This is a genomic window from Streptomyces curacoi, from assembly GCF_001513975.1.
In the GTDB taxonomy this organism is placed as follows: domain Bacteria; phylum Actinomycetota; class Actinomycetes; order Streptomycetales; family Streptomycetaceae; genus Streptomyces; species Streptomyces curacoi.
The window spans coordinates 572,495-596,113 of sequence record NZ_KQ947985.1; the positions used below are offsets into that span (position 1 = coordinate 572,495).

A 23,619-nucleotide genomic window follows, 5' to 3' on the forward strand; every position below is an offset into this window, starting at 1 on the left:
GGGACGAGGTGTGAGGTCCGGCCCGCTGTCGCGTCCCGCGGTGACGCGCTTCCTGGCCGGTGATCACTAGGTTCGTCGCCGCCGGGGTCCATGAGAAGGGTTCCTCGGTGGACGGAAAGGGCCTTGGACCGATACGTCCACACAGGCCGCTTCAGTCCACCGGTTGCGCCTCGAACGCCAGAGGCATCAGTGGCACCCCGGCCCCCGTCAGTCGCGCTGTCGCCAACTGCGGGACTTCGCACAGCAGTCGGCCGCAGACGCGGACGGCCCGCTCCTCGGCCTCTCCCAGCCTGTCGGCCAGCAGGTAGAAGCCCAGGGTGAGCCGGGAGGGGGAGCGGGGATGCACGGCGACGTGCTCGACGTGGTCGCTGGGGACGATGGACGAGCGCACCAACTCACGGACATCCGGCGGCAGATGGTCGCCGGGAGGGAGTTCCAGATGCGCGTGGACGAGATACATGCGCTCCAGCGTCTCAACGGATGAGCTCGCCAAGTCGGCGCGCCGCGCGGCCGGTTGTGTCCCTGGCCCGTTCCGGCCTGCCTCTGTGACGAAACGTCTCTGTTCTGCGAAGATCAGCGCTGAAGAGGGGTCGTTGTGTGCAGAAACGGGGGGACGCACGTGCTGACCGCACTCGGACTCGACTCCGTCGCGGAGACGGTGTACCGCGCCATGCTCAGACATCCGGCCGCCGGTGTCGCGGACCTCGGCGACACCGTGGGGCTGTCCGAGGAGGAGGTGCGCGACGCCCTCGACACCCTGAGCGAGCTGGCGCTGGCGCGTCCCGCCGCCGGGGACGCGGGGCGGCTGCGGGCGGTCTCGCCGGACATCGGCATGGAGATCCTGATGGCCCGGCAGCAGGCCCAGCTGGCGGCGCAGCAGCAGCGCCTGGAGGCCTCACGGGCGGCCGCGGCCCAGCTCATCTCGGAGTACGCCGAGCTGCGGCCGGCCGCCAGTCACCCCGGCGTGGAGCAACTGGTGGGGCTCGACCAGATCCGCGACCGGCTGGCCGTGCTCACCCGTGAGGTGCGCAAGGAATTCCTGACGTTCGCGCCGGGCGGGCCGCAGACCGCGGAGAACATGGCCGCGTCCCGGCCGCTCAACGAGGACCTGCTCGGCCGCGGGGTGCGGATGCGCACGATCTACCTGGACAGCGTGCGCGCCAATCGGCCCACTGTGGAGCACGCCAACTGGCTGGCCCGGCTGGGCGGTCAGGTCCGCACGGTGCCGTCGCTTCCCACGCGGATGATCCTCATGGACCGGCGGATCGCCATGATCTCCGTCAGCAGCGACGACACCGCCGCCGGCGCGGTGCTCCTGACCGGACAGGGCACGCTCACCGCACTGTGCGCGCTCTTCGAGACCACCTGGGAATCCGCCCAGCCCCTCGGCCAGCTCGTCTCCACCGACGCGCACGGCCTCACCGGTCAGCAGGCCACCGCCCTGCGCCTGCTCGCCGAGGGTCACACCGACGAGGCCATCGCCAAGCGCCTCGGAGTGTCCCATCGCACCGCCCGCCGAATCGCCTCCGAGCTGATGGACCGCCTCGGCGCGCGCAGCCGCTTCGAGGCCGGCGTACGCGCCGTCCAGCAGCGCTGGCTCCCCGCCCACCCGTGAACAAGGAACCCCCAGGGTTTTTACCTGGGGGTTTCACATGGAGCGGGTGACGAGAATCGAACTCGCGCTCTCAGCTTGGGAAGCGACGGCGCTTGGGCGGGCCGTATCGCGCTGACGTGCGGGCGCCAAGACCGGTGGGCAGATCGTGGGGCAGCTCGTGTTCTCGGACGGGCTCGGTGTTGAGGCGGGCTCGGTCGGACGTCCGGTCGGGGAATGCCTTCGCGCGTGCGCAGGGCTTGAACGACGCCCGTCCTGCACTGCAAGGTCGATGGGCGCGGCTTTCTGCTCGACCATTTCGATGGAGGTCCAAGGACCCTCGTCCTGACGAACTCGCGCGCGGCATCCCGGTACTTCCCCGCGGAGTCGGTGGCCAGTTGGAAACGGATCCACAGCAGCAGTACGTGCTCCGGGCGGTGGGCAAGCCCGGGTCGTCCTCGCGCGGTCCCGGATCTCGACTTCGCCGAAGTCTCTCCGTTCCTTCACGCGTCGTTGCGCAGCCTCGCACTCCTGGAGAAGGGCGGTCGACGCGAGCCATGGCCGACCTGCGGGGGCCAGAAGAGCAGCACGGGTATCTGCCCGGTGCCCACGCGGCCGTCCGTCTCCCGGCCACCCCGCAGGTGCGGCTCTTCCGCGAGGCGTCACCCACCAGGAGGCGCTCCACCAGTACCGTCATCCCCGATCCGGCCTCTGCGGGGATGACCAGGCGGCCGGTGGGGATGCGCTCGGCCCTCCGCGTCATCCCCGCGAGCCTCCGCGCGTCGTCACACCACAGCGCCTGAATCCCGCGCCCGCCCGCGTCGCTCCAGCGGACCGCGCGCCCCGCTGTCCTCGCTGCGCCCGGGGCGCACCGGCGGCGCCGGGTGGCTGCCATCGAGCTGCACGGCGATCGGCACGGCAGTGAACACCGTCGACGCCATACCGATCACCACGCCGGCGATCAGCGCCACCGAGAAGTCCGCGAGCGAGTCACCGCCGAGCACGGCCAGGGCTGCCAGGATGAACAGCGCGCCCATACCGGTGTTCACCGTGCGCGGCAGCGTCTGGATGACGGCCTTGTTCGCGGTGGTTTCCAGGTCCGCCGCCGGATCGCGGCGGCGCGCCTCACGCACCCGGTCGAAGACGACGACGGTGTCATTGACGGAGTATCCGATGACCGTGAGCAGGGCCGCCAGGAAGACGCTGTCGACGGGCTTGCCGAGCCAGGCGAACAGGCCCACCACAAGCAGCACGTCGTGCACCATGGCCGACACCGCCGCGGCGGCGAACGTCCACCGGAACCGCACGCTGAGGTAGATCAGCTGGGCCGCGACGGCGATGCCGAGCGCGATGAGCGCGTGCCGGCGCAGTTCGTCGCCGAGGCTCGGGCCGATCAGCTCGTCCCGCTCGACGGTGACCTCGCCGCCCTCCTTCGCCAGCGCCGTTCTGATCGTGTGCTGCTCGTCGTTGCTCAGCTCACCGGTGCGTACCGAGATGTCCCCGTTCCCCGACTCCTGCACCACCGCGCGCGGGAACCCGGCGTCCGTGACCGCCGCCCGCGCCGCGTCCACGTCCACGGGCCTGCTGGTGCTGTACTCCACCAGACGCCCGCCGGTGAACTCCACCCCGAATTCCAGGCCGCGCAGGCCGATTCCGGCGACGGCGACCACGATCAGCAGCGCGCTGACGCCGAGCCAGCGGCGTCGGTGGTGCACCAGGCGGGGTTTGCGGTGCGCGAGCCAGGCACGCACCCGGCCGGTGGAGGTGATCCCGGTCAGGCCGGGCCGGTTGCGCACGAAGCGGCGCCGGATCGCGAAGTCGGCGAGGACCCGGGTAATCACCAGGGCCGAGATCATCGAGACGAGGACACCGATGGAGAGCGTGACGCCGAAGCCCTTGACGGGGCCGGTGGCGAAGAAGAAGAGCAGCCCGGCCGCGAGCAGCGTGGTCACGTTCGAGTCGACGACCGCGCTCCAGGTCTTGCCGAAGCCGGTGCGCAGCGGCTTGTCCAGGTGCGCCGAGGCCGACTTCAGGGCCCGGACTCCCAGATACTCCTCGCGGGCACGCTCGAAGACCAACACGTTCGCGTCCACCGCCATGCCGATCGCCAGGACGAAACCGGCGAGTCCGGGCAGTGTCAGGGTCGCGCCCAGAGCGACCAGTACGGCGTAGGAGATCAGCCCGTACAGCGCGAGCGCGATGGTGGCCAGGGCGCCCAGCAGCCGGTAGACGACGAGGATGAACAGCCCCGTCAGGGCGAGCCCGATGATCGCGGCCTGGGTGCTGGCGGCAATGGCGTCGACACCGAGCGTGGGGCCGACGGTGCGCTGCTCCACAACCTCCACGGGCACCGGCAGCGCACCACCCTTGACGAGCGCGGCCAGATCGCGGGCCTCTTCCCGGCCGAAGCCGCCGGTGATCTGCGTGGAGCCGCCGGAGATGCCGACCTTGCACGCCACATCCGCGTTGACGCCGGGCGCCGAGAGGACCTTGCCGTCCAGGACGATGGCGACGCGCCGCTCGGGGGCGCCCTGCGGGGCACAGGCCGCCGCCCCGGTGACCCGTGCCCAGTCCTTGCCTGCCTGCCCGCGGAAGGTGAGGTTGACCATCCAGCCCGACATCGTCTGCTGGTCGAGCACCGCCTCGGCGTCCTTGACGCCCTCGCCGGTGAGGGCGGTGGGCCCGAGCTTGAGGAACGCCCCCTTCTGGTCGGGGTCGGCCAGGGTGCGCGAGCCGTCCTTGGCCGGCTTCCCCTTGTTCTCATCCGGCTTGTCCGCCACGCCCTGCACCGGGTGGACGGTCAACTGCGCGGTGCGGCCGATGACTTCGGCGGCCTCCCGCGGGTCCTGCAGGCCGGGCAGCTCGACGAAAATCCGCTGCTGTCCGGACCGGTACAGGCTCGGCTCGGACACGCCGAGCGCGTCGACCCGCTGGCGGAGCACCTCCAGGGCCCGCTGGGTCGATTCGGCATTGGCCTTGACGACGGGTGAGTCCTTGGTCTCCAGGACGATCTGGGTGCCGCCGCGCAGGTCGAGGCCGAGGCGGGCGGACTGAGTGAGAGCGAAGAAGAGCGAGGCGGCGATCACACCTAGGGCGACGATCGCCCGCCACATGGGCGCGCGAGACATGAGTTCTCCACGAGGGGCAGGCAGACGGAATCGACGTCTGCGCCGGGCGCGGAGGCGAACCGTCAGGCGTCGATACGGACTTCAGTGCTCCATCGGGACGGCGGGCCGCGCGGGCGATACACGTGGCCGCCCCGGCTCGCTCCCGGGGCTGCGGCCGCCACGGCCACGGCGGGGCCGCCGACTGCGCGGTGCGGGGCTGCCTCCCCGGCGCCAGGGCCCAGGAAGCCGTGGATCGGGTACGGCACGGCGTGGGCGTGGGCGCGCACGGGGTGCGCCACGGTGACGGGTCGCTGCGCGTCGGCGGTCGCGGACGCCTGCGTGGGCGCCGTCGCGGCCGTGCCCGTCGAGGACGGGCGGGGCGCCGACTTGGCCGACACCGGCAGGAGGAAGGTCAGGACCGCGAGCAGCGCGGAGAGCACGACGGCGGCCGGAGGCGTGGGGTGTGCGCGGTGCTGCTGCACGCCTCTTGCCCCCCGGTCAAGTCGTCGTAAGCGATCGGCAGTTGGGCACTGCGAGCCGACGCTCGGCTCGTCCGGCCATCAGTGACACGAACGCCGTCGGGCGCCCGGAGGTTCCCGACTCACCGCAGGAATGTTGCTGTCGGCGAAGTGTGGCCCCCTGAGCCCGTGCCGCCGCACCTCAGCAGCCGGAGTCGGCTACGCCCCTTCTCTCGGACCGGGTTCCGCGGTGGTGCGGGTGATGGCGCGATCACCGCCAGGCGATGACGGTGTTCCGTCCGCCCACTGGATCGTGACCAGGCGCTCGTGCCGTACGCGCCTATCGGCGATGCGCTCCTGGCCCGGAAGGTGGATGAGCTCTCGACCACCACTGCGCGTCCGTCGAAGCGCCACCGCGTCATCGCGGCGAGTACGTCCTCGGCGACACCCGCGCCGACCGCGATCGTCGCGATCTCCTCGCCGGTGGCCAGCGCGGGGCAGCACCGGTTTGACCATGTCCGCCTCCCGGGTCGGCAGGCCCAGCAGAACAAACCCCAGGTCGCTGACCTGGGGTTTCATATGGAGCGGGTGACGAGAATCGAACTCGCGCTCTCGGCTTGGGAAGCGACGGCGCTCGTGAGGCGCATAGCTGCTGACCTGCGGGGATTCATTGTGGAGGGGCTATTGCACGGGCCTGATCGCACCGCTGTCGACCGTGGTTGTCCGCTCTTGCGGGCACGGATAGGGCACGGCGGCGACCTGTACCGTCGGCAGCGACCTCAGGCCCTCGGGGTGCCGTGCCGTACGCGGGTCAGTTCAGGCGTGTACGCACGGTATTGCTTGCGTGGTCGCGGCTGCGGTGTCGCTGTTCCAGCGGCGGTGGGCCTCGGCAAGCGTCCAGCAGTCACGCGCGCCATCAGCCGGGGCTCACGGGGAGGGGGGGCAGCCCACAGCTTGCCCATCGCTGCCATCCATGACTGCTCGGCCGCCACGGCCACCTGGTCCTTGATCGCCTTCACAAACGCTCATGATCAAGGTGGCCGTTCGGTTGCCCGCAGGTACCACCGCCGATCAGGGCAGGCCCTCGATGAGCAAGAACCGCGGCTGCCGTGTCTGTCTGCCCGGCGTTCCGGGAGGTAGCTTGGTGGAGAAGGCCCCTGAAGGAGGGCGATTCGATGCCGTGGTTCGTATGGCTGCTCGCCGCCGCGGCGCTGGGTGTCGCGGAGTTCTTCACGCTGACACTGGTCTTCGGATTGCTGGCGGGCGCTGCGTTGGTTGCCGCCGTGGTCGCCGGCGTGGGCATTGGCCTTCTCGGCCAGCTCGTGGCCCTCGGAGCAGCAGCGGCGGTTGGCCTCTTCATGGTCCGTCCTGTCGCGCTGCGGCATATGGCACAGCAACCCCTCACACGCGAGGGCAGTGATGCGCTGATCGGCAAGCGGGCTGAGGTCATGCAGGAGGTCACCGCGACCCGCGGCTTGATCAAACTCTCCGGTGAAGAGTGGTCCGCCCGCGCCCTCGACGAAAGCCTTGTGATCCCGGTGGGGGCGCTGGTGGATGTCATGGAGATCGATGGCGCCACGGCCATCGTCTACCCCCGCGAACTCCTTCCATGAACGGCTGAACACACAGCAACGGAGGCACTGTGGATCCAGTTGTCATCCTCACTCTTGTGGCGGCCATCGTTGTCGTCTTCCTCGTGGCCTCCACTGTGCGGATCGTCCCGCAGGCACGCCGCTACAACATCGAGCGGTTCGGCCGATATCGCCGGACGCTGCAGCCCGGCCTGAACCTGGTCCTGCCCGTGGCGGACCGCATCAACACCAAGCTCGACGTGCGTGAGCAGGTCTATTCGTCCGATCCCAGGCCGGTGATCACCGAGGACAACCTCGTGGTGAACATCGACACCGTGCTCTACTACCAGATCACGGACCCGCGGGCGGCGGCCTACGAGGTTGCTGACTACCTCCAGGCGATCGATCAGCTCACCGTGACCACGCTGCGCAACGTCATCGGCAGCATGGACCTGGAGGAGACGCTCACCTCGCGTGAGGAGATCAACTCCCGGCTCCGCGCCGTCCTCGACGATGCCACCGGCAAGTGGGGCATCCGGGTCAACCGCGTCGAGATCAAGGCCATCGACCCACCGCACACCATCAAGGAAGCGATGGAGAAGCAGATGCGGGCCGAGCGTGACAAGCGCGCGGCCATCCTGCACGCCGAAGGGGAACGGCAAGCCAAGATCCTTACCGCGGAAGGCACGAAGCAGAAGGACATCCTGGAGGCCCAGGGCACGCAACAGGCCATGATCCTGCGGGCGGACGGCGAGGCCAAGGCAGTGGAGCTCGTCTTCCAGGCCGTCCATCGCAACAATGCCGACCCCAAGATCCTGGCCTACAAGTACCTCGAGACGCTTCCGCACTTGGCCAGCAGCGACAACAACACGTTCTGGGTGATCCCGGGGGAGCTGACCGAGGCGGTCCGGACCGTCACCCGTGCGTTCGGTGACCAGTCGACGGCAGGCCCTCCCACTGTGCAACCTGGGGAAGCAGCCACTGCCGACGATGACGACACCTCGGACGAAATCCGGATTCCGCAGCTCGATGCAGGCTCGACGGCTTCCCTCGACGCCGCAACGGCTGCTGACGAGGCCGAGAAGCAGGCCGCCGCCGCGGTGAGCGATGCCAAGGCGGAGGCCGAGGCTGCGAAGTCGCCCCAAGTGCCGCGCCGGGGGCGGACGTCCGGCGATTGAGCTCACCCTCGGCTGTCGCCGGGGAGCGCCGTGAGGCGCGGATGCTGACCGAGATGACATGGCAGCTGCCACCCGAGACCTGCTGGATTGCTCACTCGCGCTCTCGATGGCGGCGTTCCGGCCTGGCGGGGGTTCCCAAGCCACTGACCTGGGGTTTCCCTCTGGAGAAGGTGACGACCGTGGCGTCAAGGGGCCCTTCGCGTCGGTAGCGGGCCCAGGGGAGCGAGAGACCCGACACCGAACCGCAACCGTCCACGAGTCTTGGCTCCCCTTCGTGCCCAGCCGTCGTACAGCAGGCACCACCGGATAGCTCCGAACGCTTTTGGAGCGATCTGTCCGGCTATTGCACGTCGACGTAGTCGCCTGACGCCGAAACGGCCGGGGTGGTCGACGTGCCGGCAAAGCTCCAGCGCCAGTAGCCGTCCACGGATGCGGTGGTCGTGGTTTTCAGGTCACCTGTGCTGGAAGTGTTCACCGTCTTGACGGTGGCGTAAGTGCTGGTGCCCGCGTTGCGGAACTGGAGCTTGACCGGCTGCGCGGTGTAGCCCGTGTAGGCGTCGGTATCCCAGTTCGCCCGGGTGAGCCTGCCCGTGACCGTGAGGGTCTTGCCCTTGGCTATCGGTTCCGGAGAAGCGTTGACGGTCAGCTTGGAGAACCGTTGCAGGCGGGTCGTCGTGTAGGCGTCCCGCTGGGTCCAGCTGTCGTCGTTGGCCCAGACCTCGACTCCGACCTTCCAGGTCCCGGCGTCGGCGTTGGTGAGCCACCAGTCCGGTTCGAAGGTGAAGGTCTTCGAGCAGGTGGAGGTGGTCGCACTGGAGGCCACGCAGTCCGCGGGGGTGGTGTCCTCATTCGGCGTGATGTAGCCGTCGGGGTTGCTGGGATCGGATCCGCGCCACAGGTGGAAGTCGGCGTCCCAGATGCCCGAGGGATCGGTGGCGGTCACCGAGACCGTGACCGTCTTGTCGGTGAGACCGACAACGATGTTCTTGCCGCCGTTGACCGAGACATTCGTGATCTGGATGTCGCCGACAGTCTCGTCCGCGTACGCGGCAGGGCCGAAGAACCCGCCCAGGGTGGTGGCGGCGAGCACAGCGAAGATCGCGCGTCTGCGCATGAATCTCCCAAGTGAAGAGGGTGAACCCGCCGGATACGGGACACGGCAGGTGGATGAGTGGCCAACGCTGGGCAGCCGAACGCGGTTCGACCACGTTTCAGTGATCCGAACTGAGCATGGGCTCCCTTGACGTCAGGCGATGAGATTGCGCACTTCTCCAGCGTTCGGTGCGACACAGCCGTCACACCGTCCGGGGTCTGACGGCGTTGTCGGACGTCCAACCGGCTTCGGGCCGTACCACTGGAGTGCCAGGCTGGTGCCTAGGTCGAAGGCACTCCTCTGCCGCGGCGCGCAATCGTCGCCGGCGCCGGGCGCCGCGATGTCCACGGAGCTGTCCGGCGCCGTTGTGGCCTCGCCGGCACGACCCGCCCGGCGGCGCACCACGGCGTTTCTCGGCATCGCCGGGGCGGTTCTCTTCGGAGTCTCGTTCCTGGTCGGCACGACCCTGAGCACTGAGGCGAGGGCCTCGCCCGGGACAGCAGCCCTCGACGCCGACGCCGCAGCAGACCACCTCCCGCCCCCGACGATCAGCCCGACAACCCGCCTGGCAGCGCACCGCCGTCCACGACCTCATCGCCCAAGCCGGGCAAGAAGTAGAGCGGCAAGCCCAGGCCGAAGGGCTGACCACGGCACCAGTGCCGGCCGCGGCCCGGGCGGCGACACGGGGGCGGGCCGGAGCCCCCGCAGGGGTGCCGGCCCGCCCGGATCTTCCGAGGGGGCCGCGTCAGCGGAAGCGGACCCGCACGCTGTCGCGTGCCGTCTCAGTGCCGCGTTCCACCAGACGTACGACGATGGTGCGGTGGCCGACGCCGTAGGAGGACGTGGTCAGCCGGAACGACCAGTCGGCGAGCCCCTCGGCGGGCCGCCAGGCGGCCGGGTCCACGGGAGCGTTGCGGCTGACGACCTGCCACTCGACGCGGGCATCCGGGACGACCCGGAAGCTCGTCCGGGTGGCCTGCGACGGAGTGCCGTCCCGCACCGCGCGCGCGTACAGCACGTGTTCGCCCACGCCGAGACGCCCGGCATCGGCCCGCCAGGTGCCGGTGGCCTCGTCGAGCTCCGCGGAGAGCGGGGAGGCGAAACCGGCGTCGTCCACGGACACCTGCACCCGGCGGGTTTCCGGTCGGCCGCCGACACCTTCGGGGTCGGTGCCGGCGTCGGGGAAGGCGAACCGGCCGCCGGCCACGATCGTCTCGCCCTCGCGGACCTCGCCGCCGTCGGCGGGTGCCTCGATGCCGGCGCCGAACTCCAGGCCGGAAGGCGGCAGCACCGCCGGGTCGGCCGTGAGCCTCGTCGCGTGGTCGCCCTCGTAGCCGACGGCGAGCAGCGCCGTCGTGTCGGACAGCAGCTGGACGGTCAGCTGCTCGCCCGTGAAGGCGTGCCGGGCGGTCTCGAACTCGATGGTGAGCTTCGTCCACGAGCCCGTGACCAGCTGGGTCGTCGCCTTGCCACGGCCGATCTCCCGGTCGGTGGCGAGGAGGACGACGGACGGGCCGACGAGTGCAGCCGGGGCGCGCGTCCGAACGTACAGCTCGGCCCGCACCTTCGAGCCCGCGGCGAGCGGTGCGTCCAAGGTGTCGGTGGACGGGTGCGCGGCCGTCGGCAGATACGGTGCCGCGGAGGACAGGGTGTCACCGACGGCGCAGCCGTCCGCATCGCCCGCCCGGTCGGTGCGGTCCATGGTCCGCTCGGCCCCGCAGCCGGGATCCTGGTGCAGGTAGTAGCTGAACGCCCGCTCCGAATAGGCCCCTTGCGACTCAGCGGTCTGCTGCGCGGCGAGCGTCCTGCGCAGTACGCCCAGCGTGCCGTCGAGCGTCGCCACGTCGTCGAGGCCCGCCGAGACGCCGCTCGGCAGCGGCGCGGGATCCTCGGTTCCGTCCCCGTCCCGGTCGTAACCGCCCCAGATGCTGTCGCGGACGGCCCGGTCGGCGGCGAAGAAGTCGTCCTCGACCGGGCGTTCGGGCAGCAGGGCGCGGCCGAGCAGGACATCCGCGGCGCGGCGCGCGGTCTCGGGTGTGGCGGCACCGTATCCCTCGAAGAGGACGTTGCCGGCCGTGTGCGGTGAGGCGAGCGGCCAGCTCGCGGACGGCAGGTCGTCCTCGCCGAGCGGGAAGGCGTTCTTCAGGACCGCCTCACGCAGCTCACCCCGGGTCAGCCTGCCGTCCCGCAGGTACACACTCCCGTCGAGCGCGGCGCCTTCGGCGACGACCTGGCCGCTCTTCTGCCCGGCCCGCCCGTCACCGATCGCCTCGCGCACCCGCTGAAGCGTCGTACCGAAGACACCGGCCGTGTACGGCGTCGCGGCCGAGGTCCCGCTGAACTGGTCCTGGCACAGCACACCGGTGTGGCAGGCCGAGGGCAGGCTTCCGATGCCCCAGGACGACAGGTGCACGGGGATGCCGTCCCCGACGACGGCCCGCTGGTCATCGCGGCGCAACGCGCCGACGGTGATGTTCCAGTCGGGTCCGGTCTGGTCCGAGTGCCAGGTGCTGACGGGCACGTCGAAGGCGTTGCCGACGCCGTTGCCCGCGGCGAACAGGACGGTCTGGCCGCGCTCGGCGGCCTCCTTGGTGACTTCCTCGCCGCTGAGCACGGGGCCGACGGGGGCGCCTCCCACGTACCCGAAGGAGTGCGAGGTGATGTCGACCCAGGGGTACTTGGTGGCGACCGTCTCGTCGAGTCCCTCGACCGTCACCAGCAGGCAGGTGGGGCAGTAGCCGTAGCGGTTGCCGGCCGAGACGGACGCGGAGCCGGTGCCGTGCCCGTGGTCGTCGAGGACCGGATGCGCGCCGTCGACGCTCGACGAGTACGTCCCGATGATCTTGGTCCCGGGGATCCAGTGGAGCTGTCCGCCCTTCACCCGCTCGCCGGTCCACAGATCCCTGTCCTCCTCGGGCAGATAGCCCTTGCCGAGGGTGACGGGGATCGCGGGGGCGGAGGCCGGGTAGCCGGGGATGTACTCCGAGGGGTGCCGGGTGAAGTTCTTCGTCAGCGCCAGCACGTCCGGGTCGGGGTAGGTGCGGGCGGAGAACTCCAGGTGGTAGGGGTTGATGCCGGTGTCGGCGATGCCGATGACGGTGACCGGCGGCGCCGCGTCCAGCCGGTCGGCGTCACCGACGAGCACGGAGGTGGTCTCGCGCCGTTCCAGGCCCCGGGCGTCGGTCGCCTTGAGGGTGACGAGGTGCCGGCCGTCGGGCAGCTGCGGGGTGACGGTGGTGCCCGTACCGTCGCCGAAGCGGCCGTCGCCGTCCAGGTCCCAGGCCGCCGCCACGGGGTCCGTGCCGCCGGTGATGGTGCCGCTGAGCCGTTGCTCGGTTCCCGTCTCGAACTTGTACGGGCCCCCGGCCTTCACCTCGGGCCGCGGGTCGGCGGTGATGCTGCGGGCCACGACCTGCGCGGTCACATCGGCGGCGACCGTGGCCCATTTGACGGCCACGACCTTCCAGGTGCCCTCGGCCGGGTCGGCCACGGACGTCTTCTCCGGATGCCCGGCCGATTCCGACTGCGCCACCACCTTCCCCGACGGGTCGGTGACGCGCAGGTCGTAGTCCTGCTCCGGCGTCGTCCAGGACAGGGTGACGTCCAGGGACCGGACGCCGGAGGGCACGTCGAAGGGGAACTCGACGCTCTGGTCGGCGGGGAAGACGCCGGGCGTCGGGTCGTTCCTCGTCTCGTCCAGCAGTTCGCTGCTCGTCTCCTCGCCCACGACGGCCTTGACGGTGTCGCTCGTGCCGACGCCCGCGGCATCGGTGACGGTGAGCCGGATGTCGTACGTGCCCGGGGCGAGGCCCGTCGTGTCGAAGGCGGGGCTCGCCGAGTCCGCGCCGGTGAGCCTGCCGTGCTCGGAGGTCCAGGCCCAGGTGTAGGGAGCGGTGCCGCCGTAGGCGCTGCCGAGGAGCGGCGCCTTGTCGCCCGCGGTGACGAAGGGGCTGTCGCCCGCGTCGGCGTGCAGTGGGCCGGGTTCGGCGGGTTGTTGCGGGGAGCCGGTGCGGGCGGTGCCGGCCACGTCGACCGTGCCGCTCAGCGGCTGCTTGACCGTGCCGTCGTCGGTGACCGGCTGACCGCCGACGGAGGAAACCGTGACGTCCGGGCCCTCCGCCGCGGCGGCGCCCGTGAGGGGGAGCAGCGAGAGGGACAGGGCAAGTGAAGTGAAGGCGGCCAGGCGCCGGAAGCGTACGCGCACGCGGCTCATCAGCTCTGGCTCCACTTCTGCGCGCAGGTCTTCAGATCGGCCTTGACGCGCTGACCGCGGTCGACCACGACGGGCACCTGTTGCAGGACCTTCCCGTTCCTCTCGCAGGAGAGCGTCCAGTTCTCGACGAGTCCGCCGACCTCCTCGGTGGTGGCGTCATAGAGGGAGGCGGTGAGCTCCCAACTCGGCGTCGCGGACGCCCAGTTCTCCACCCGCAGCACGTAGTCGCCCAGCGCGGGGGAGTCGAGGAGTACCCGCTCCTTCTCACCGACGGAACCGGTGGACCGTCCGACTTCCGTGAGCGTGCCGTCGGCGTTCTTGCGCAGTACGTACAGGTCGAGATCGTCCGGGGTGGGCCAGTCGAGCCGCACCTCCAGGAGGTCGGCGGCCCGGTCGACGGTGAACTCCCGCTCCATGGGCTGCGCGGGCAGCGTCGTACCCGTGTACGTCTGCCGCTTCAGCGGCTCGGAGCCGACCACCCGGATCTGGCGGGCCTTGACGACGGGCCGGGTGGAGGGGTTGACGTGCCAGGTGTAGCCGCCGCTCGCGCCGACGGTCATCGTCGTGTCCAGGGTGTCCGCGACGGCGCCGGACCAGGTGGGCGTGGCGAAGGTCTTCTTCAGCCGCAGCGTGGCTCCGGCGGGCGCCTTGCCGGTGATGACCGAGTGCGCCGCCGGGTCGACGGCGTTCTCCAGCGCGAGCAGGAACGCCTCACGGTTGCCCTTCCCCGCGTACTCGCCCGCGCCGAGGTATTCGTCGACGACCTCCGGGAATGGCGGGTGGAATTCGTCGGGCCCGATCTCGAAGGTGTAGCCGTAGCCGCCGGTCGCGTTGTACGACCAGTCCTCGGTGGTTCCGGTGGTGTCGTACAACTGCCAGCTGTGCTGGCTGGTGTAGCCGTTCTGCGCCGCCATCCGGTCACCGAGCTCCTTCATCGCGGCCTCGTCCGGCGGGTCGCCGAGGGGCAGTCCGTCCGGACCGGTGGTGTCGGGCGCGACGCCGTTCGGACGCAGCACCAGATTCGAGAAGGTGTGGTTGGTGATGAGCCCGGTGACCTGCCGCCCGCTGATCAGTTCGCGGATGTTCTGCGTCTCCGGCTCGGAGAAGGGTGCTGCCCCGCGGTAGGTGGCCTGCACCGGCTCCGCCGCCGCGCCCGGACCGCCCCAGAAACCACCGTAGTTGCGGTTGAGGTCGACGCCCGCGCCGAAGCCGCCGGGGCTGCTCGCGAGGGCGCACTCGTTCGCGAACGGGGCCAGTCCGTCGGCCATACGGCAGTTCTTGCGCTTGTACGCGTTGCCGGGCGTGGCGAGGATCGACCCGGTGCCGCCCTCGTCGATGCCGCGCAGGTCGACCAACTGCCCGTCGTTGAAGGACTTCTCGAAGCCGTCGACGTTGACCACGGGCACGACGATCACCCGTGCCTTCTTCAGCAGGGAGGTGATGCGGTCATCGCTGCCGTAGCCCCGGACCAGGTCGAAGGCGAACTCGATGGCGTGCTCGCCTGAGGGCCATTCACGGGCGTGGTGCAGCCCCATCATCAGGAAGACGGGCCGGCCGTCCTCGGGGGCGTCCACGTCGTGCGCGATCTCCACCGCGTACACGGTCTTGCCCTCGATGCTCTTGCGCGGCAGGGCGAACGTCCTCACGAGGCCGGGGTGTTCCGCGGCGAGACGGTCCATGTCGGCGTGGTAGCCGGCGAGTGAGCGGTAGGAGTCCCGTCCCGAGGGCAGGGGCGAGACCGCGGTGGAGGCGGCGTAGGCGCGGTTCGCCGCGTTGACGTCGGACTCGCGTTGCACCAGGTCGGGTATGCGCACCTGCCAGTCGAAGCCGGCACCGGCCAGCGCCAGTTCGTCGGCCGCACGGTGCAGGACGACCTCGACATAGTCGTGTCCGGCGTGCTCGGTCAGGTCGAGGCCGAGCGCGACGAGGCGGTCCTTGTCGGCGCGTGTCGGGGTACTCACCGTCACCAGTTGCGGGCGGAAGCCCTCCATCGCCACTGCGTCCGACGCCGGCGAAGCGGGCGCCGGCCAGCCACCGGCCACGACAGCGGTCACGACCACGGCGCAGGCGATCAGTCTGCGTCTGCGAGATCGTCGGGATGCACCAACCACATGAACTCCTACTCGCCAGGAGACACGCCGGCTGTCCCGAGCGCGCCTTGTGGGCGGCCGGTTCACCGGGCGTTGCCCGATCATGTGGGGGTGGCGGACAGAACCTACCCCTCCGGATACGGCCCGTACACAGGTTCGCGTGAACAGGGGAACGCTCGGCGTAGGAAGCTTCCATGAAGGGGACCTGTGACCACCCCTCGGTGTACGGACGTGCCGGTCAGGATGCGTTCAGGCAGCCGGTGGCACGGTCGGGACCCATGGCATACGAGACATCCGAGACTCCACGAACCCCCGCCGCCCCCGCCGCCCCCGCCCCCGCGACGGCCCCGGCCGGCCACCGTCTGCGCTGGAACAAGGTGCCCGAAGTCACCGTGTACTTCTGGGTGATCAAGGTGCTGTGCACGACGGTCGGCGAGACGGCGGCCGACATGCTGAACGAGAAGCTGGGCCTGGGCCTGACCGGTGTGTCGCTGCTGATGAGCGTGCTGCTCGCGGCGGCGCTCGTCTGGCAGTTCCGTACGACCGCCTACCGACCCGGTGTGTACTGGCTGGCCGTGGCCCTGATCAGCGTCGTCGGCACCCTGATCAGCGACAACCTCACCGACAACCTGGGGGTGCCGCTGGAGTTGAGCAGCACGGTGTTCGCGCTCCTCCTCGCTGTCGTGTTCGTCGTCTGGTACCGCCGCGAGCGGACCTTGTCCATCCACAGCATCGACAGCCTCGGCCGCGAGTCGTTCTACTGGCTCGCGGTGCTGTTCACCTTCGCGCTGGGCACGGCGGCCGGTGACCTGGTCGCCGAGCGCATGTCCCTCGGCTACTGGGTGTCGGCGCTCCTGTTCGCCCTCGCGATCGCCGCGGTCGCCGTGGTGCACTTCGCGCTCGGCTTCGATGCCGTGTGGAGCTTCTGGATCGCGTACGTCCTCACCCGGCCGCTCGGTGCCTCGGTGGGCGACTACCTGTCGCAGCCGACCGCGGACGGCGGCCTCGGCCTGGGCACGGTGGTCACCAGCGTGCTGTTCCTCGCCGTCGTCCTCGGCCTCGTCGTGTTCCTGACGGTGACGCGGAAGGACGTCACAGAGCCCGCCGCCGGGGACGCCTCCGAGCGGGGGCCGGTCATCCAGCGGGCAGGCTGATCACGAACCCCGCCCCGGGTGTGTGGCCGGAGGCGTGGGTCACCTCACCGCCGGCGGAGCGGGCCAGGCGTCGTGCGAGCGGCAGTCCCAGGCCCGCCCCGCCGTGCCCGTCGGCGGGATCGGCACGCCGCCCCGGCTGGAACAGCTGCCCGGCGAACGACGGCGGTACGCCGGGGCCGTCGTCGGTGACGTCGACGAGTACGCCGTCCGGCTGCCGGCTCGCCACCACGGTGACGTGTGAGCGCGCGTACCGCAGGGCGTTGTCGAGGAGAGGACTGACGATGCGTTCGAGGAGCGCGGACGGGACGCCGGCTTTCAGATCCGGGTGCGTGACGTCGACGACGACCTTCACGTGTCCGGGGATCCCAAGACGTTCGGTGAGCGGGCGCAGCACGGACAGGACGTCGGCGGTTCCGGGTGCGGTGGAGGCGCTGCCCCGGGCGTCGTCCAGCAGGGTGTCGCAGATCGTGCGCATGGTCTGGGCGGCGTCGGTGATGGCCGCGTGGGTGGTCCGGGTGTCGGCGTCCGAGCGCGGTCGGGCCTGCCACCAGTCGAGTTCGGCGATGATCCGGCTGAGCGGGGTGCGCAGTTCGTGGGACAGCTCTGCGGTGAGCTGCTGTTCGTGGCGCAGTACCGCCCGGATGCGGTCCAGGAGGGCATCCAGCGACACGCCGAGGCGGGCGAGTTCGGTGGGCTGTTCGGCGGCGCCGAAGCGTGCGGTGGAGGCGACGGCGCTCCATTGGCCGGCCTGGTCGGTCATCGTGCGGACGGGACGCAGCGCTCGGCCGACCGCCAGGCGCGTCAGCACGTAGGTGCAGGCGAGCACGACGGCGTCGAGGGCGAGGGACGCGAGGAGCAGGGTCTCGGCCGAGCTGCGGTAGGGGGACAGGTTCAGGGCGGTGACGACGGCTGCGGCGCCGCCTATGGCCTGCGCACACAGTCGGACGGGGTCACCTGGGCGCTCAAGGGTGGTGCAGTGCTGCCCGCCCCGTGCGGCGAGCCGGGTGGCGGCGCGGGTGACGGGGCTGGTGGGCGGGGCGGAGGGTGGCCGTTCGAGCAGACGGGTGCCCGCGTAGATCCACACGTTCGTGTCGAGGAGTTCGTCGTTCGAGGTCTCCCGGACTCGCACTCCTGTACTGCTGGTGTCGATGGTGGTGGCGACGGCCGCGGCCCGCGTGCGCAGTTCGTCGTCCGCCTGCTGCTGGAGGTGCCGGCCGACCACGGTGTTGAACACAACGGTGAGGATCACCATCAGGAACGCGGCGGTGGTGAGGGCCACCAGGGAGAGTCGGCCGCGCAGTGTGCGGGGCGCCAGACGGGCGAGCAGCGGGGAGGCCGGCCGGGAGAGCCGGGAGAGGAGTCCGGTCATGACAGGCGGTGGCCGATTCCGCGGGCGGTGGTGACGGTCAGCTCGCTGCCGCTGTCGCGCAGCTTGCGGCGCAGCCGGGTCAGGTACTGGTCGAGGGTGTTGTCGCTGACGTGCGCGCCCTCGGGCCAGCCCGCTCTGACCAGCTCGCGCCGGCGCACGAGGTCGCCGGACGCGGCCATGAGCGCGGCCAGCAGGCGGAACTCCGTCGGCGTCAGGTCCACTTCGGCGCCGCGGACGGTGAGTCTGTGCCGGACGGCGTCGAGGACCAGGTCACCGGTCGCGGCGGCCGGGCGAGGGCCGGCGCGTTTGACGGCGGCCCGCAGCCGGGCGGCGAGCTCGGCGAGGTGGAAGGGTTTGGGCAGGTAGTCGTCGCCGCCGGCGGAGAACCCGCTGAGCCGGTCGGTGATCCGGTGATGGGCGGTCAGGAAGACGACCGGGGCCAGAAAACCGTTCGCCCTCATCGCCTGGCAGACGTCCCGGCCGTCCGCGTCGGGCAGGCCGACATCGAGTACGGCCGCGGCGAGATCGGCGGTGGCCAGGCGCAGGGCGGTCGCCCCGTCCGGCGCGGGCACGGTGTCGAAGTCCTCGTCGCGCAGTCCGCGCAGCAGGACGTCACGCAGGGCGTGATCGTCCTCGACGACCAGGATCCTGGGGCGCATGCTCCGCCACCTCCTCCGTCGTGTCTGTCGTGTCTGTTGTTCCGTTCGCCGTCGTGTCTCCGGTACCGGCGATGACCTGCTCGGGCGCCCACCTGGCGACGGCGGCCAGGCACAGTCCCAGCCAGCCGATGCCGAACAGCCAGCCGCCGAGGACGTCGGTGAACCAGTGCACCCCGAGGTAGACGCGGGTCAGCCCGACCAGCGCGCCCCAGCAGCAGGCGGCGAGCGCCAGCAGGGCTTTGCCACGCGGGCCGCGCGCGAGCACCGCGACGACGAGCAGCCCGGCGGTGAGGGTGGCGGTGGTCGCGTGGCCGGAGGGGAACGACCACCCCGAGGCGTGCGTCGCCCACTCGGCCCGGGGCGGACGGGGCCGGGCTGTCAGCCGCATCACCCCGTACCGGGCCGCCTGCCCGGTCCCGAGGCATGCGACGCAGAGGGCGACGGCGAGCAGACGGCCGCATACGGCACGTGCGGCCACGAGACCCGCCAGCACGGCGAGGACGTACGGCACCACACCCGTGCCGGTGGCGGTGAGCCCACGGGCCAGCGCCACCGCCACGGCCGGACGGTGTGCCAGAGGCCAGGAGTGGAGGTCCTCGTCCGTGAACGGGACGGCGCCGTCGCCGCCGACCACGACAAGGGCCAGGAGCCCGAACGCCGTCAGGGCGCCCAGCCCTGTGCAGCCGGCCAGGTCGGCGACGTCCTTGCGGATCACGGTGCCACCAGCAGCGGACGCAGCCGCGTCGCGGTCAGCCGTCGCGCCAGCGCGTCGGGGTGACGGCGCACCACGGCCGTCAGCAGGAACGCGACGAGAGCCCCGACGAGGCCACCGGCCACGACGTCATGGGGGTAGTGCGCGCCGACCCAGACCCGGGAGGCGGCCATCGCGCAGGCGGCCACCACCGCGACCGTACCGAGCCGGCGGGAGACGAAGAGGAGTGCGACGGCGGCCGCGGCGGCGATGGCCGCGTGATTACTGGGGAACGACCAGTCACCCGGCGCGGGGCACGCTTCCAGCGTCACCACCCGCAGGCTCTGACAGGGACGGTCCTCGCGCACCACCAGCTTCAGCGCGTCGTTCACCGCGTACGCCACCACGACCGTCACCGGCGCGGCCAGCGCGATCAGCGCCGCACCGGCGCCCACGTGCCGCGCCCGCCACCAGCCCACGGTCATGAGGACGGCGAACACCGCGAGCCCGTACGTCGACCAGACCGACACGATGCTGTCCAGCCAGGCCGGGGAGCGGTGGGCGAGGTCCACCACGTCGGTGTAGGCGGAGCCGTCGATGACGGCTCCGTCGAAGGCGAGCATCATCCGCGTGCCTCCTTCGCCCTCGCCCGGCGGGAGCGGGAGAGCTCGGCGGCGAGGGGGACCAGTGACAGGGCGACGATCAGCGCGACCATCGGGAGCAGGTAGTGGTCCACGTTCGGTATGGAGGAGCCGAGGGCATAGCCGGCGAGGGCCAGGCCCGTGCTCCAGACGAGTCCGCCGGCCACCTGCCACACGGTGAACGTTCGTACGGGCACCCCCAGGGCGCCCGCCAGGGGATTGAGTACCGTGCGCACCACCGGGACGAAGCGGGCCAGCACGATCGCCTTCGCGTGCCCGTACCGCTCCAGCAACTCCTCCGCGCGCCGGGCTCCCTGGTGCAGGCGGGGCGAGTCGCTGCGGCCGAGCAGTGCTCCACCCGCCTTGCGCCCGATCACGTAGCCGCACTGGGAGCCGGCCAGTGCGCCCGCGGCGGCGACGAGCAGCAGCGGCGTCAGGGACAGGCGCAGGCCGCCGGGCGCTGTCCCGGTGCACAGCAGCCCGGCTGTGAAGAGGAGGGAGTCGCCGGGCAGGAAGAAGCCGATCAACAGCCCTGTCTCGGCGAACAGCACCACGCCGACACCCAGCACGCCGAAGGCGGAGAGCAGGGACTGGGCGCTGAGAGGATTCACCGCCAACTGCGAAGTCGCGGGCGCGGCCATGGTCGCGAGCCCTGCCAGTCCTGTCATACGCGAGCCCTCTCATACTGGACGGACGGGAGCACGTGACACGACACGGCACCCTACTGACTACAATCCTGTAGACGGTCTACTGCACTGTAGACGACGGCGGGGTGAGGATCGTTCCCATGACCGACGCGAAGGACGAACGCCGACCGGCGGGCGAGCTCGAGGCCAGTGTCATGGCCGCCCTGTGGGCCGCCGGCGCGCCCCGCACACCGGGGCAGGTGCAGGCCGACCTCGCCGTGGACCTGGCCCGCACCACCGTCACGACGATCCTGACCCGCCTGCACGACAAGGGCGTTGTCGGCCGCGAGCGGCAGGGCCGCGGCTACGCGTACTTCCCCGTCGAGGACGCCCCCGGCCTCACGGCCCGCCGCATGCACAGCGAACTGGAGCGGGACGCCGACCGCGAGACGGTCCTGGCCCGCTTCGTCGCCAAGCTCAGCTCCGACGACGAGCGGATCCTGCGGGAGCTGCTGGAATCGGGTGAGCAATGACCGTCCTGCTGCTGGTCGCCCCGCTGCTCCTGCCCTTCGCGGTAAGGCCGCTCGCCGGGCGCACGCTCGACCGCCTCGCCCCCGTCACCGCGCTGTGGACGCTGACCTTCACCGCGGTCGCGCTGGCCGGCGCGTCCGTCTCCGCGCTCGGCGCGCTGGTCCTGACCGGCCTGCTCAAGCTGCCTCTGCTCGCCGCGCTCGGCGAGCTCGTCCACCCCTTGCACACGCCGCCGGACACCCTCGCCCTGCCCGCGGCCGCCGCGGCCACCGGTGTCCTCACCGTCAGTGCGTGGACGCTGCTGCGTTCGGCCCTGACCCAGATGCGTGCCTTCCGTACCGCCCGGAGGCAGGCCGACCGCAGCGCCACCGCGGGCGACCTGTGCGTCGTCGACTCACCCCACCCGGACGCCTACGCCCTGCCAGGCCGGCCGCATCGCATCGTCGTCACCACCGGAATGCTCCGCAGCCTGGGCCCCGCCGAGCGCGAGGCCCTCTTCGCTCACGAGCGCGCCCACAACGCGGGCGGCCACTACCGCTTCCTGCTCGCCGCCGAGCTGGCGGCCCACTGTCACCCCGGACTGCGGCGCGTCCGCGACGCCGTCCGGCTCGCCGCGGAACGGGCGGCCGACGAAGCCGCCGCCACCGCCGTGGGCGACCGGCAGCTCACCGCCCGTGCCATCGCCCGCGCCGCCATCGCCTCCCACGCCTCGCCCTCCACCCGCCCCGGCTTCGCCTCCGCCGCGACCACCGGCCCCGTCCCCCAGCGGGTCGCGGCCCTCCTCTCGCCTCCCGTGCAACGTCCCCGCACGGCCTCCTGGATCGCCCTGCTCCTCGCCGCCTGCACGGCCGTCTCCGCCTGCGCCGCGGCCACCGGGATGATCGTGTTCCATCACGAGGTGGAGATCGCTCAGGGCGAGGTACGACCGTGACCGGCCATCGCATTCAGAACTTCCGGTAGTTAATGGCAACTTATACGCCAGAAGCCCCCAAACAATGGCAAAGGCATCTGGGGCAAGACCAGTTGACCATGCCATCGTGCGAGCCATGACGACTCAGCCCCTCCTCGATGACCGGCGCCGCGTTCCCCTCCGCCCGATGGCGAACAAGGTGCCCGAAGCGACCGCCTCCTTCTGGATCATCAAGATCCTGACGACCGGTATGGGGGAGACGGCATCCGACCTCCTGGCCCGCATGCTCGGCCCGGTACCGGCGGTCGCTCTGGGCGGACTTGCCCTGGTGGCCTCCCTGGCCGTCCAGTTCACCGTCCGCCGCCACATCGCCTGGGTGTACTGGACCGCCGTCGTCATGGTCAGCGTGTTCGGCACGATGGCGGCCGACGTCCTGCACGTCGGTCTCGGCGTCCCCTACGCGGTGTCGACTCCCGTCTTCCTCGCCACGCTGGCCGCCGTCTTCGTCCTCTGGTACGCGACCGAACGGACGCTGTCCATCCACGGCATCCACACCCGCCGCCGTGAGGGCTTCTACTGGGCGGCTGTTCTGGCAACGTTCGCCCTGGGAACGGCCGCGGGAGACCTCACCGCCACCGCCGGCCTCGGCTACCTGGGTTCCGTCATCCTCTTCGCGGCCGCGATCTGTGTGCCGGCCCTGGCCCACCGCTGGGCCGGCCTGAACGCGGTGGTCGCTTTCTGGTCCGCGTACATCGTCACCCGCCCCCTCGGTGCCTCCCTCGCCGACTGGATGGCGGTCGGCACCTCCCGCGGCGGCCTGGCGCTGGGCCTGGAGCCGGTCACCCTGGCGTGGACGGCGGCCATCCTGGGCCTCGTCGCCTACCTGGCCACATCGCAGCGCGACAGGCGCAGTGCCGTCGCAGCCTGAGCGGGTGTGACCCGGCCGCGCTGATCTACCAGCACTGCATGGTGTCTGACCTGCGCCTACGCGGTTTGAATCCCCATGCGCCAAGGGCACGACATCCGGCAGACGTGTTTCGGCCGCGGGGAACCGTTCCTCTCCGGTCGCGCGCCGACAACGCACGAGCCGACCGCGTGTGCCTTCGCTCATGCGCATCCGGAGAATCGTCCAGTAGAAGCTGTGGGCGGGTACCCGTGGTCTGGGCGCGTCCATGTCGTCGACCCCGGTCGTGGGGGTGGGCTCCGCCTGATGTCGCTGCATCTGAGCTGGTGTCAAAGGCCGGTGTCGATCAGGATCTGCTGGGCCTGCTTGGGGTTGCCGGTACGGACCGCTTCGGTCATCGCGGCTCGCGCCGCCTCGGGGGGCGTGTCCGGTGGGACCACGAGCAGGGAGAAGTAGTCCTGGTCCCCTCGGGTCACGAGCGCGGTGTCGTCGCCCACGGAGAAGACGTCGATGTGCACCACACGATCGTCGATGGTCATCCGCGTCGGCATTTCGTCCCAGGCCGCGGAGTCCAGGCCGATCCGTGTGATCGGCCCGAGGCGCTCGGTCAGCGCGCTGATCAGGCCGGGCAGTTCGGCGGTGAGACTCCTGGAACGGGGCCACCACGCACCGTCGAGGATGCCCCCGCGTTCGTGAGTGGTGGTGAGCCGCAGCAGTGCCGTTCCGGGACGTATGGATTCGTGCACACCGTCCGCCAGAAATCCTGCCGGAGGCGGGGAATCGGGATCGGGCATCGTGCTCACCTGCCTGTTCGAAGCCCTCCTCGCGTCCAC

19 protein-coding genes are annotated in these 23,619 nt (G+C 71.0%); 7 read left to right on the forward strand and 12 right to left on the reverse strand.

Annotated elements, in window-relative coordinates; all coding sequences use genetic code 11:
* Positions 1 to 151 precede the first annotated feature (151 nt).
* Positions 152 to 460: a hypothetical protein gene (locus AQI70_RS08115; RefSeq protein WP_062145928.1), complete on the reverse strand. Its 309-nt coding sequence runs from the start codon at positions 458 to 460 to the stop codon at positions 152 to 154.
* Positions 461 to 619: 159 nt separating this feature from the next.
* Between AQI70_RS08115 and AQI70_RS08120 the strand changes: the two genes are divergently transcribed.
* Entirely contained in the window at positions 620 to 1,615 is a 996-nt protein-coding gene (locus AQI70_RS08120) for a helix-turn-helix domain-containing protein (protein WP_062145930.1), read from the forward strand.
* A 761-nt stretch (positions 1,616 to 2,376) separates the two neighbouring features.
* Here the strand turns inward: AQI70_RS08120 and secD are convergent.
* Both secD and AQI70_RS08135 read right to left on the reverse strand, forming a co-directional pair.
* On the reverse strand, positions 2,377 to 4,719 hold the full coding sequence (gene secD / locus AQI70_RS08130; protein WP_062145933.1) for a protein translocase subunit SecD: 2,343 nt from the start codon (positions 4,717 to 4,719) through the stop codon (positions 2,377 to 2,379).
* Positions 4,720 to 4,781: 62 nt separating this feature from the next.
* Entirely contained in the window at positions 4,782 to 5,180 is a 399-nt protein-coding gene (locus tag AQI70_RS08135; RefSeq protein WP_062145935.1) for a hypothetical protein, read from the reverse strand.
* Positions 5,181 to 6,331: 1,151 nt separating this feature from the next.
* Between AQI70_RS08135 and AQI70_RS08140 the strand changes: the two genes are divergently transcribed.
* Both AQI70_RS08140 and AQI70_RS08145 read left to right on the forward strand, forming a co-directional pair.
* Positions 6,332 to 6,769 (forward strand): NfeD family protein, encoded by a 438-nt coding sequence (locus AQI70_RS08140; RefSeq protein WP_062145937.1) that lies wholly within the window; start codon positions 6,332 to 6,334, stop codon positions 6,767 to 6,769.
* Between the two features lie 29 nt (positions 6,770 to 6,798).
* Positions 6,799 to 7,905 carry an SPFH domain-containing protein gene (locus AQI70_RS08145; RefSeq protein WP_062145939.1) on the forward strand — a complete coding sequence of 369 codons (1,107 nt, stop codon included), beginning with the start codon at positions 6,799 to 6,801 and terminating at the stop codon, positions 7,903 to 7,905.
* A 340-nt stretch (positions 7,906 to 8,245) separates the two neighbouring features.
* Here AQI70_RS08145 and AQI70_RS08150 read toward each other — a convergent pair whose 3' ends face one another.
* The 3 genes from AQI70_RS08150 to AQI70_RS08160 all read right to left on the reverse strand — a co-directional run bounded on the left by AQI70_RS08150 (position 8,246) and on the right by AQI70_RS08160 (position 15,172).
* On the reverse strand, positions 8,246 to 9,019 hold the full coding sequence (locus AQI70_RS08150; RefSeq protein ID WP_062145941.1) for a DUF5707 domain-containing protein: 774 nt from the start codon (positions 9,017 to 9,019) through the stop codon (positions 8,246 to 8,248).
* 724 nt (positions 9,020 to 9,743) lie between these two features.
* A complete protein-coding gene (locus AQI70_RS08155; protein WP_062145943.1) occupies positions 9,744 to 13,211 on the reverse strand; it encodes a S8 family serine peptidase in 3,468 nt (1,155 codons plus the stop codon).
* Complete coding sequence (locus AQI70_RS08160) at positions 13,211 to 15,172, reverse strand: M14 family metallopeptidase (protein WP_244181520.1); 1,962 nt, start codon at positions 15,170 to 15,172, stop codon at positions 13,211 to 13,213. Before AQI70_RS08160 ends, AQI70_RS08155 begins: the two co-directional genes overlap by 1 nt.
* A 407-nt stretch (positions 15,173 to 15,579) precedes the next feature.
* On the opposite strand from AQI70_RS08160, the gene AQI70_RS08165 reads away from it, so the two are divergent.
* Entirely contained in the window at positions 15,580 to 16,455 is an 876-nt protein-coding gene (locus AQI70_RS08165; RefSeq protein WP_062145947.1) for a COG4705 family protein, read from the forward strand.
* Here AQI70_RS08165 and AQI70_RS08170 read toward each other — a convergent pair.
* Genes AQI70_RS08170 through AQI70_RS08190 form a run of 5 tightly spaced genes read right to left on the reverse strand, consistent with a single transcriptional unit; the run spans position 16,436 to position 20,483 of the window.
* Positions 16,436 to 17,824, reverse strand: coding sequence for a sensor histidine kinase (locus AQI70_RS08170; RefSeq protein WP_062145949.1), 1,389 nt, complete (start codon positions 17,822 to 17,824; stop codon positions 16,436 to 16,438). The two genes, AQI70_RS08165 and AQI70_RS08170, sit on opposite strands and share 20 nt — an antisense overlap.
* Complete coding sequence (locus AQI70_RS08175; protein WP_062145951.1) at positions 17,821 to 18,483, reverse strand: response regulator transcription factor; 663 nt, start codon at positions 18,481 to 18,483, stop codon at positions 17,821 to 17,823. Before AQI70_RS08175 ends, AQI70_RS08170 begins: the two co-directional genes overlap by 4 nt.
* Positions 18,437 to 19,198 carry a phosphatase PAP2 family protein gene (locus AQI70_RS08180; RefSeq protein WP_062145953.1) on the reverse strand — a complete coding sequence of 254 codons (762 nt, stop codon included), beginning with the start codon at positions 19,196 to 19,198 and terminating at the stop codon, positions 18,437 to 18,439. The genes AQI70_RS08175 and AQI70_RS08180 overlap by 47 nt, the downstream gene beginning before the upstream one ends.
* Entirely contained in the window at positions 19,195 to 19,800 is a 606-nt protein-coding gene (locus tag AQI70_RS08185) for a phosphatase PAP2 family protein (protein WP_062145955.1), read from the reverse strand. Before AQI70_RS08185 ends, AQI70_RS08180 begins: the two co-directional genes overlap by 4 nt.
* Complete coding sequence (locus AQI70_RS08190; RefSeq protein WP_425264605.1) at positions 19,797 to 20,483, reverse strand: DedA family protein; 687 nt, start codon at positions 20,481 to 20,483, stop codon at positions 19,797 to 19,799. Before AQI70_RS08190 ends, AQI70_RS08185 begins: the two co-directional genes overlap by 4 nt.
* Before the next feature lie 119 nt (positions 20,484 to 20,602).
* Here AQI70_RS08190 and AQI70_RS08195 point away from each other — a divergent pair, with 119 nt between their 5' ends.
* From AQI70_RS08195 to AQI70_RS08205, 3 genes are all read left to right on the forward strand, one after another.
* A complete protein-coding gene (locus tag AQI70_RS08195; RefSeq protein WP_062145959.1) occupies positions 20,603 to 20,974 on the forward strand; it encodes a BlaI/MecI/CopY family transcriptional regulator in 372 nt (123 codons plus the stop codon).
* Entirely contained in the window at positions 20,971 to 21,903 is a 933-nt protein-coding gene (locus AQI70_RS08200; RefSeq protein ID WP_062145961.1) for a M48 family metalloprotease, read from the forward strand. The genes AQI70_RS08195 and AQI70_RS08200 overlap by 4 nt, the downstream gene beginning before the upstream one ends.
* A gap of 115 nt (positions 21,904 to 22,018) precedes the next feature.
* Positions 22,019 to 22,810 (forward strand): COG4705 family protein, encoded by a 792-nt coding sequence (locus AQI70_RS08205; protein ID WP_062145963.1) that lies wholly within the window; start codon positions 22,019 to 22,021, stop codon positions 22,808 to 22,810.
* A 305-nt stretch (positions 22,811 to 23,115) separates the two neighbouring features.
* Here AQI70_RS08205 and AQI70_RS08210 read toward each other — a convergent pair whose 3' ends face one another.
* Positions 23,116 to 23,580 carry a DUF5994 family protein gene (locus tag AQI70_RS08210; RefSeq protein WP_062146537.1) on the reverse strand — a complete coding sequence of 155 codons (465 nt, stop codon included), beginning with the start codon at positions 23,578 to 23,580 and terminating at the stop codon, positions 23,116 to 23,118.
* Positions 23,581 to 23,619: the final 39 nt, after the last annotated feature.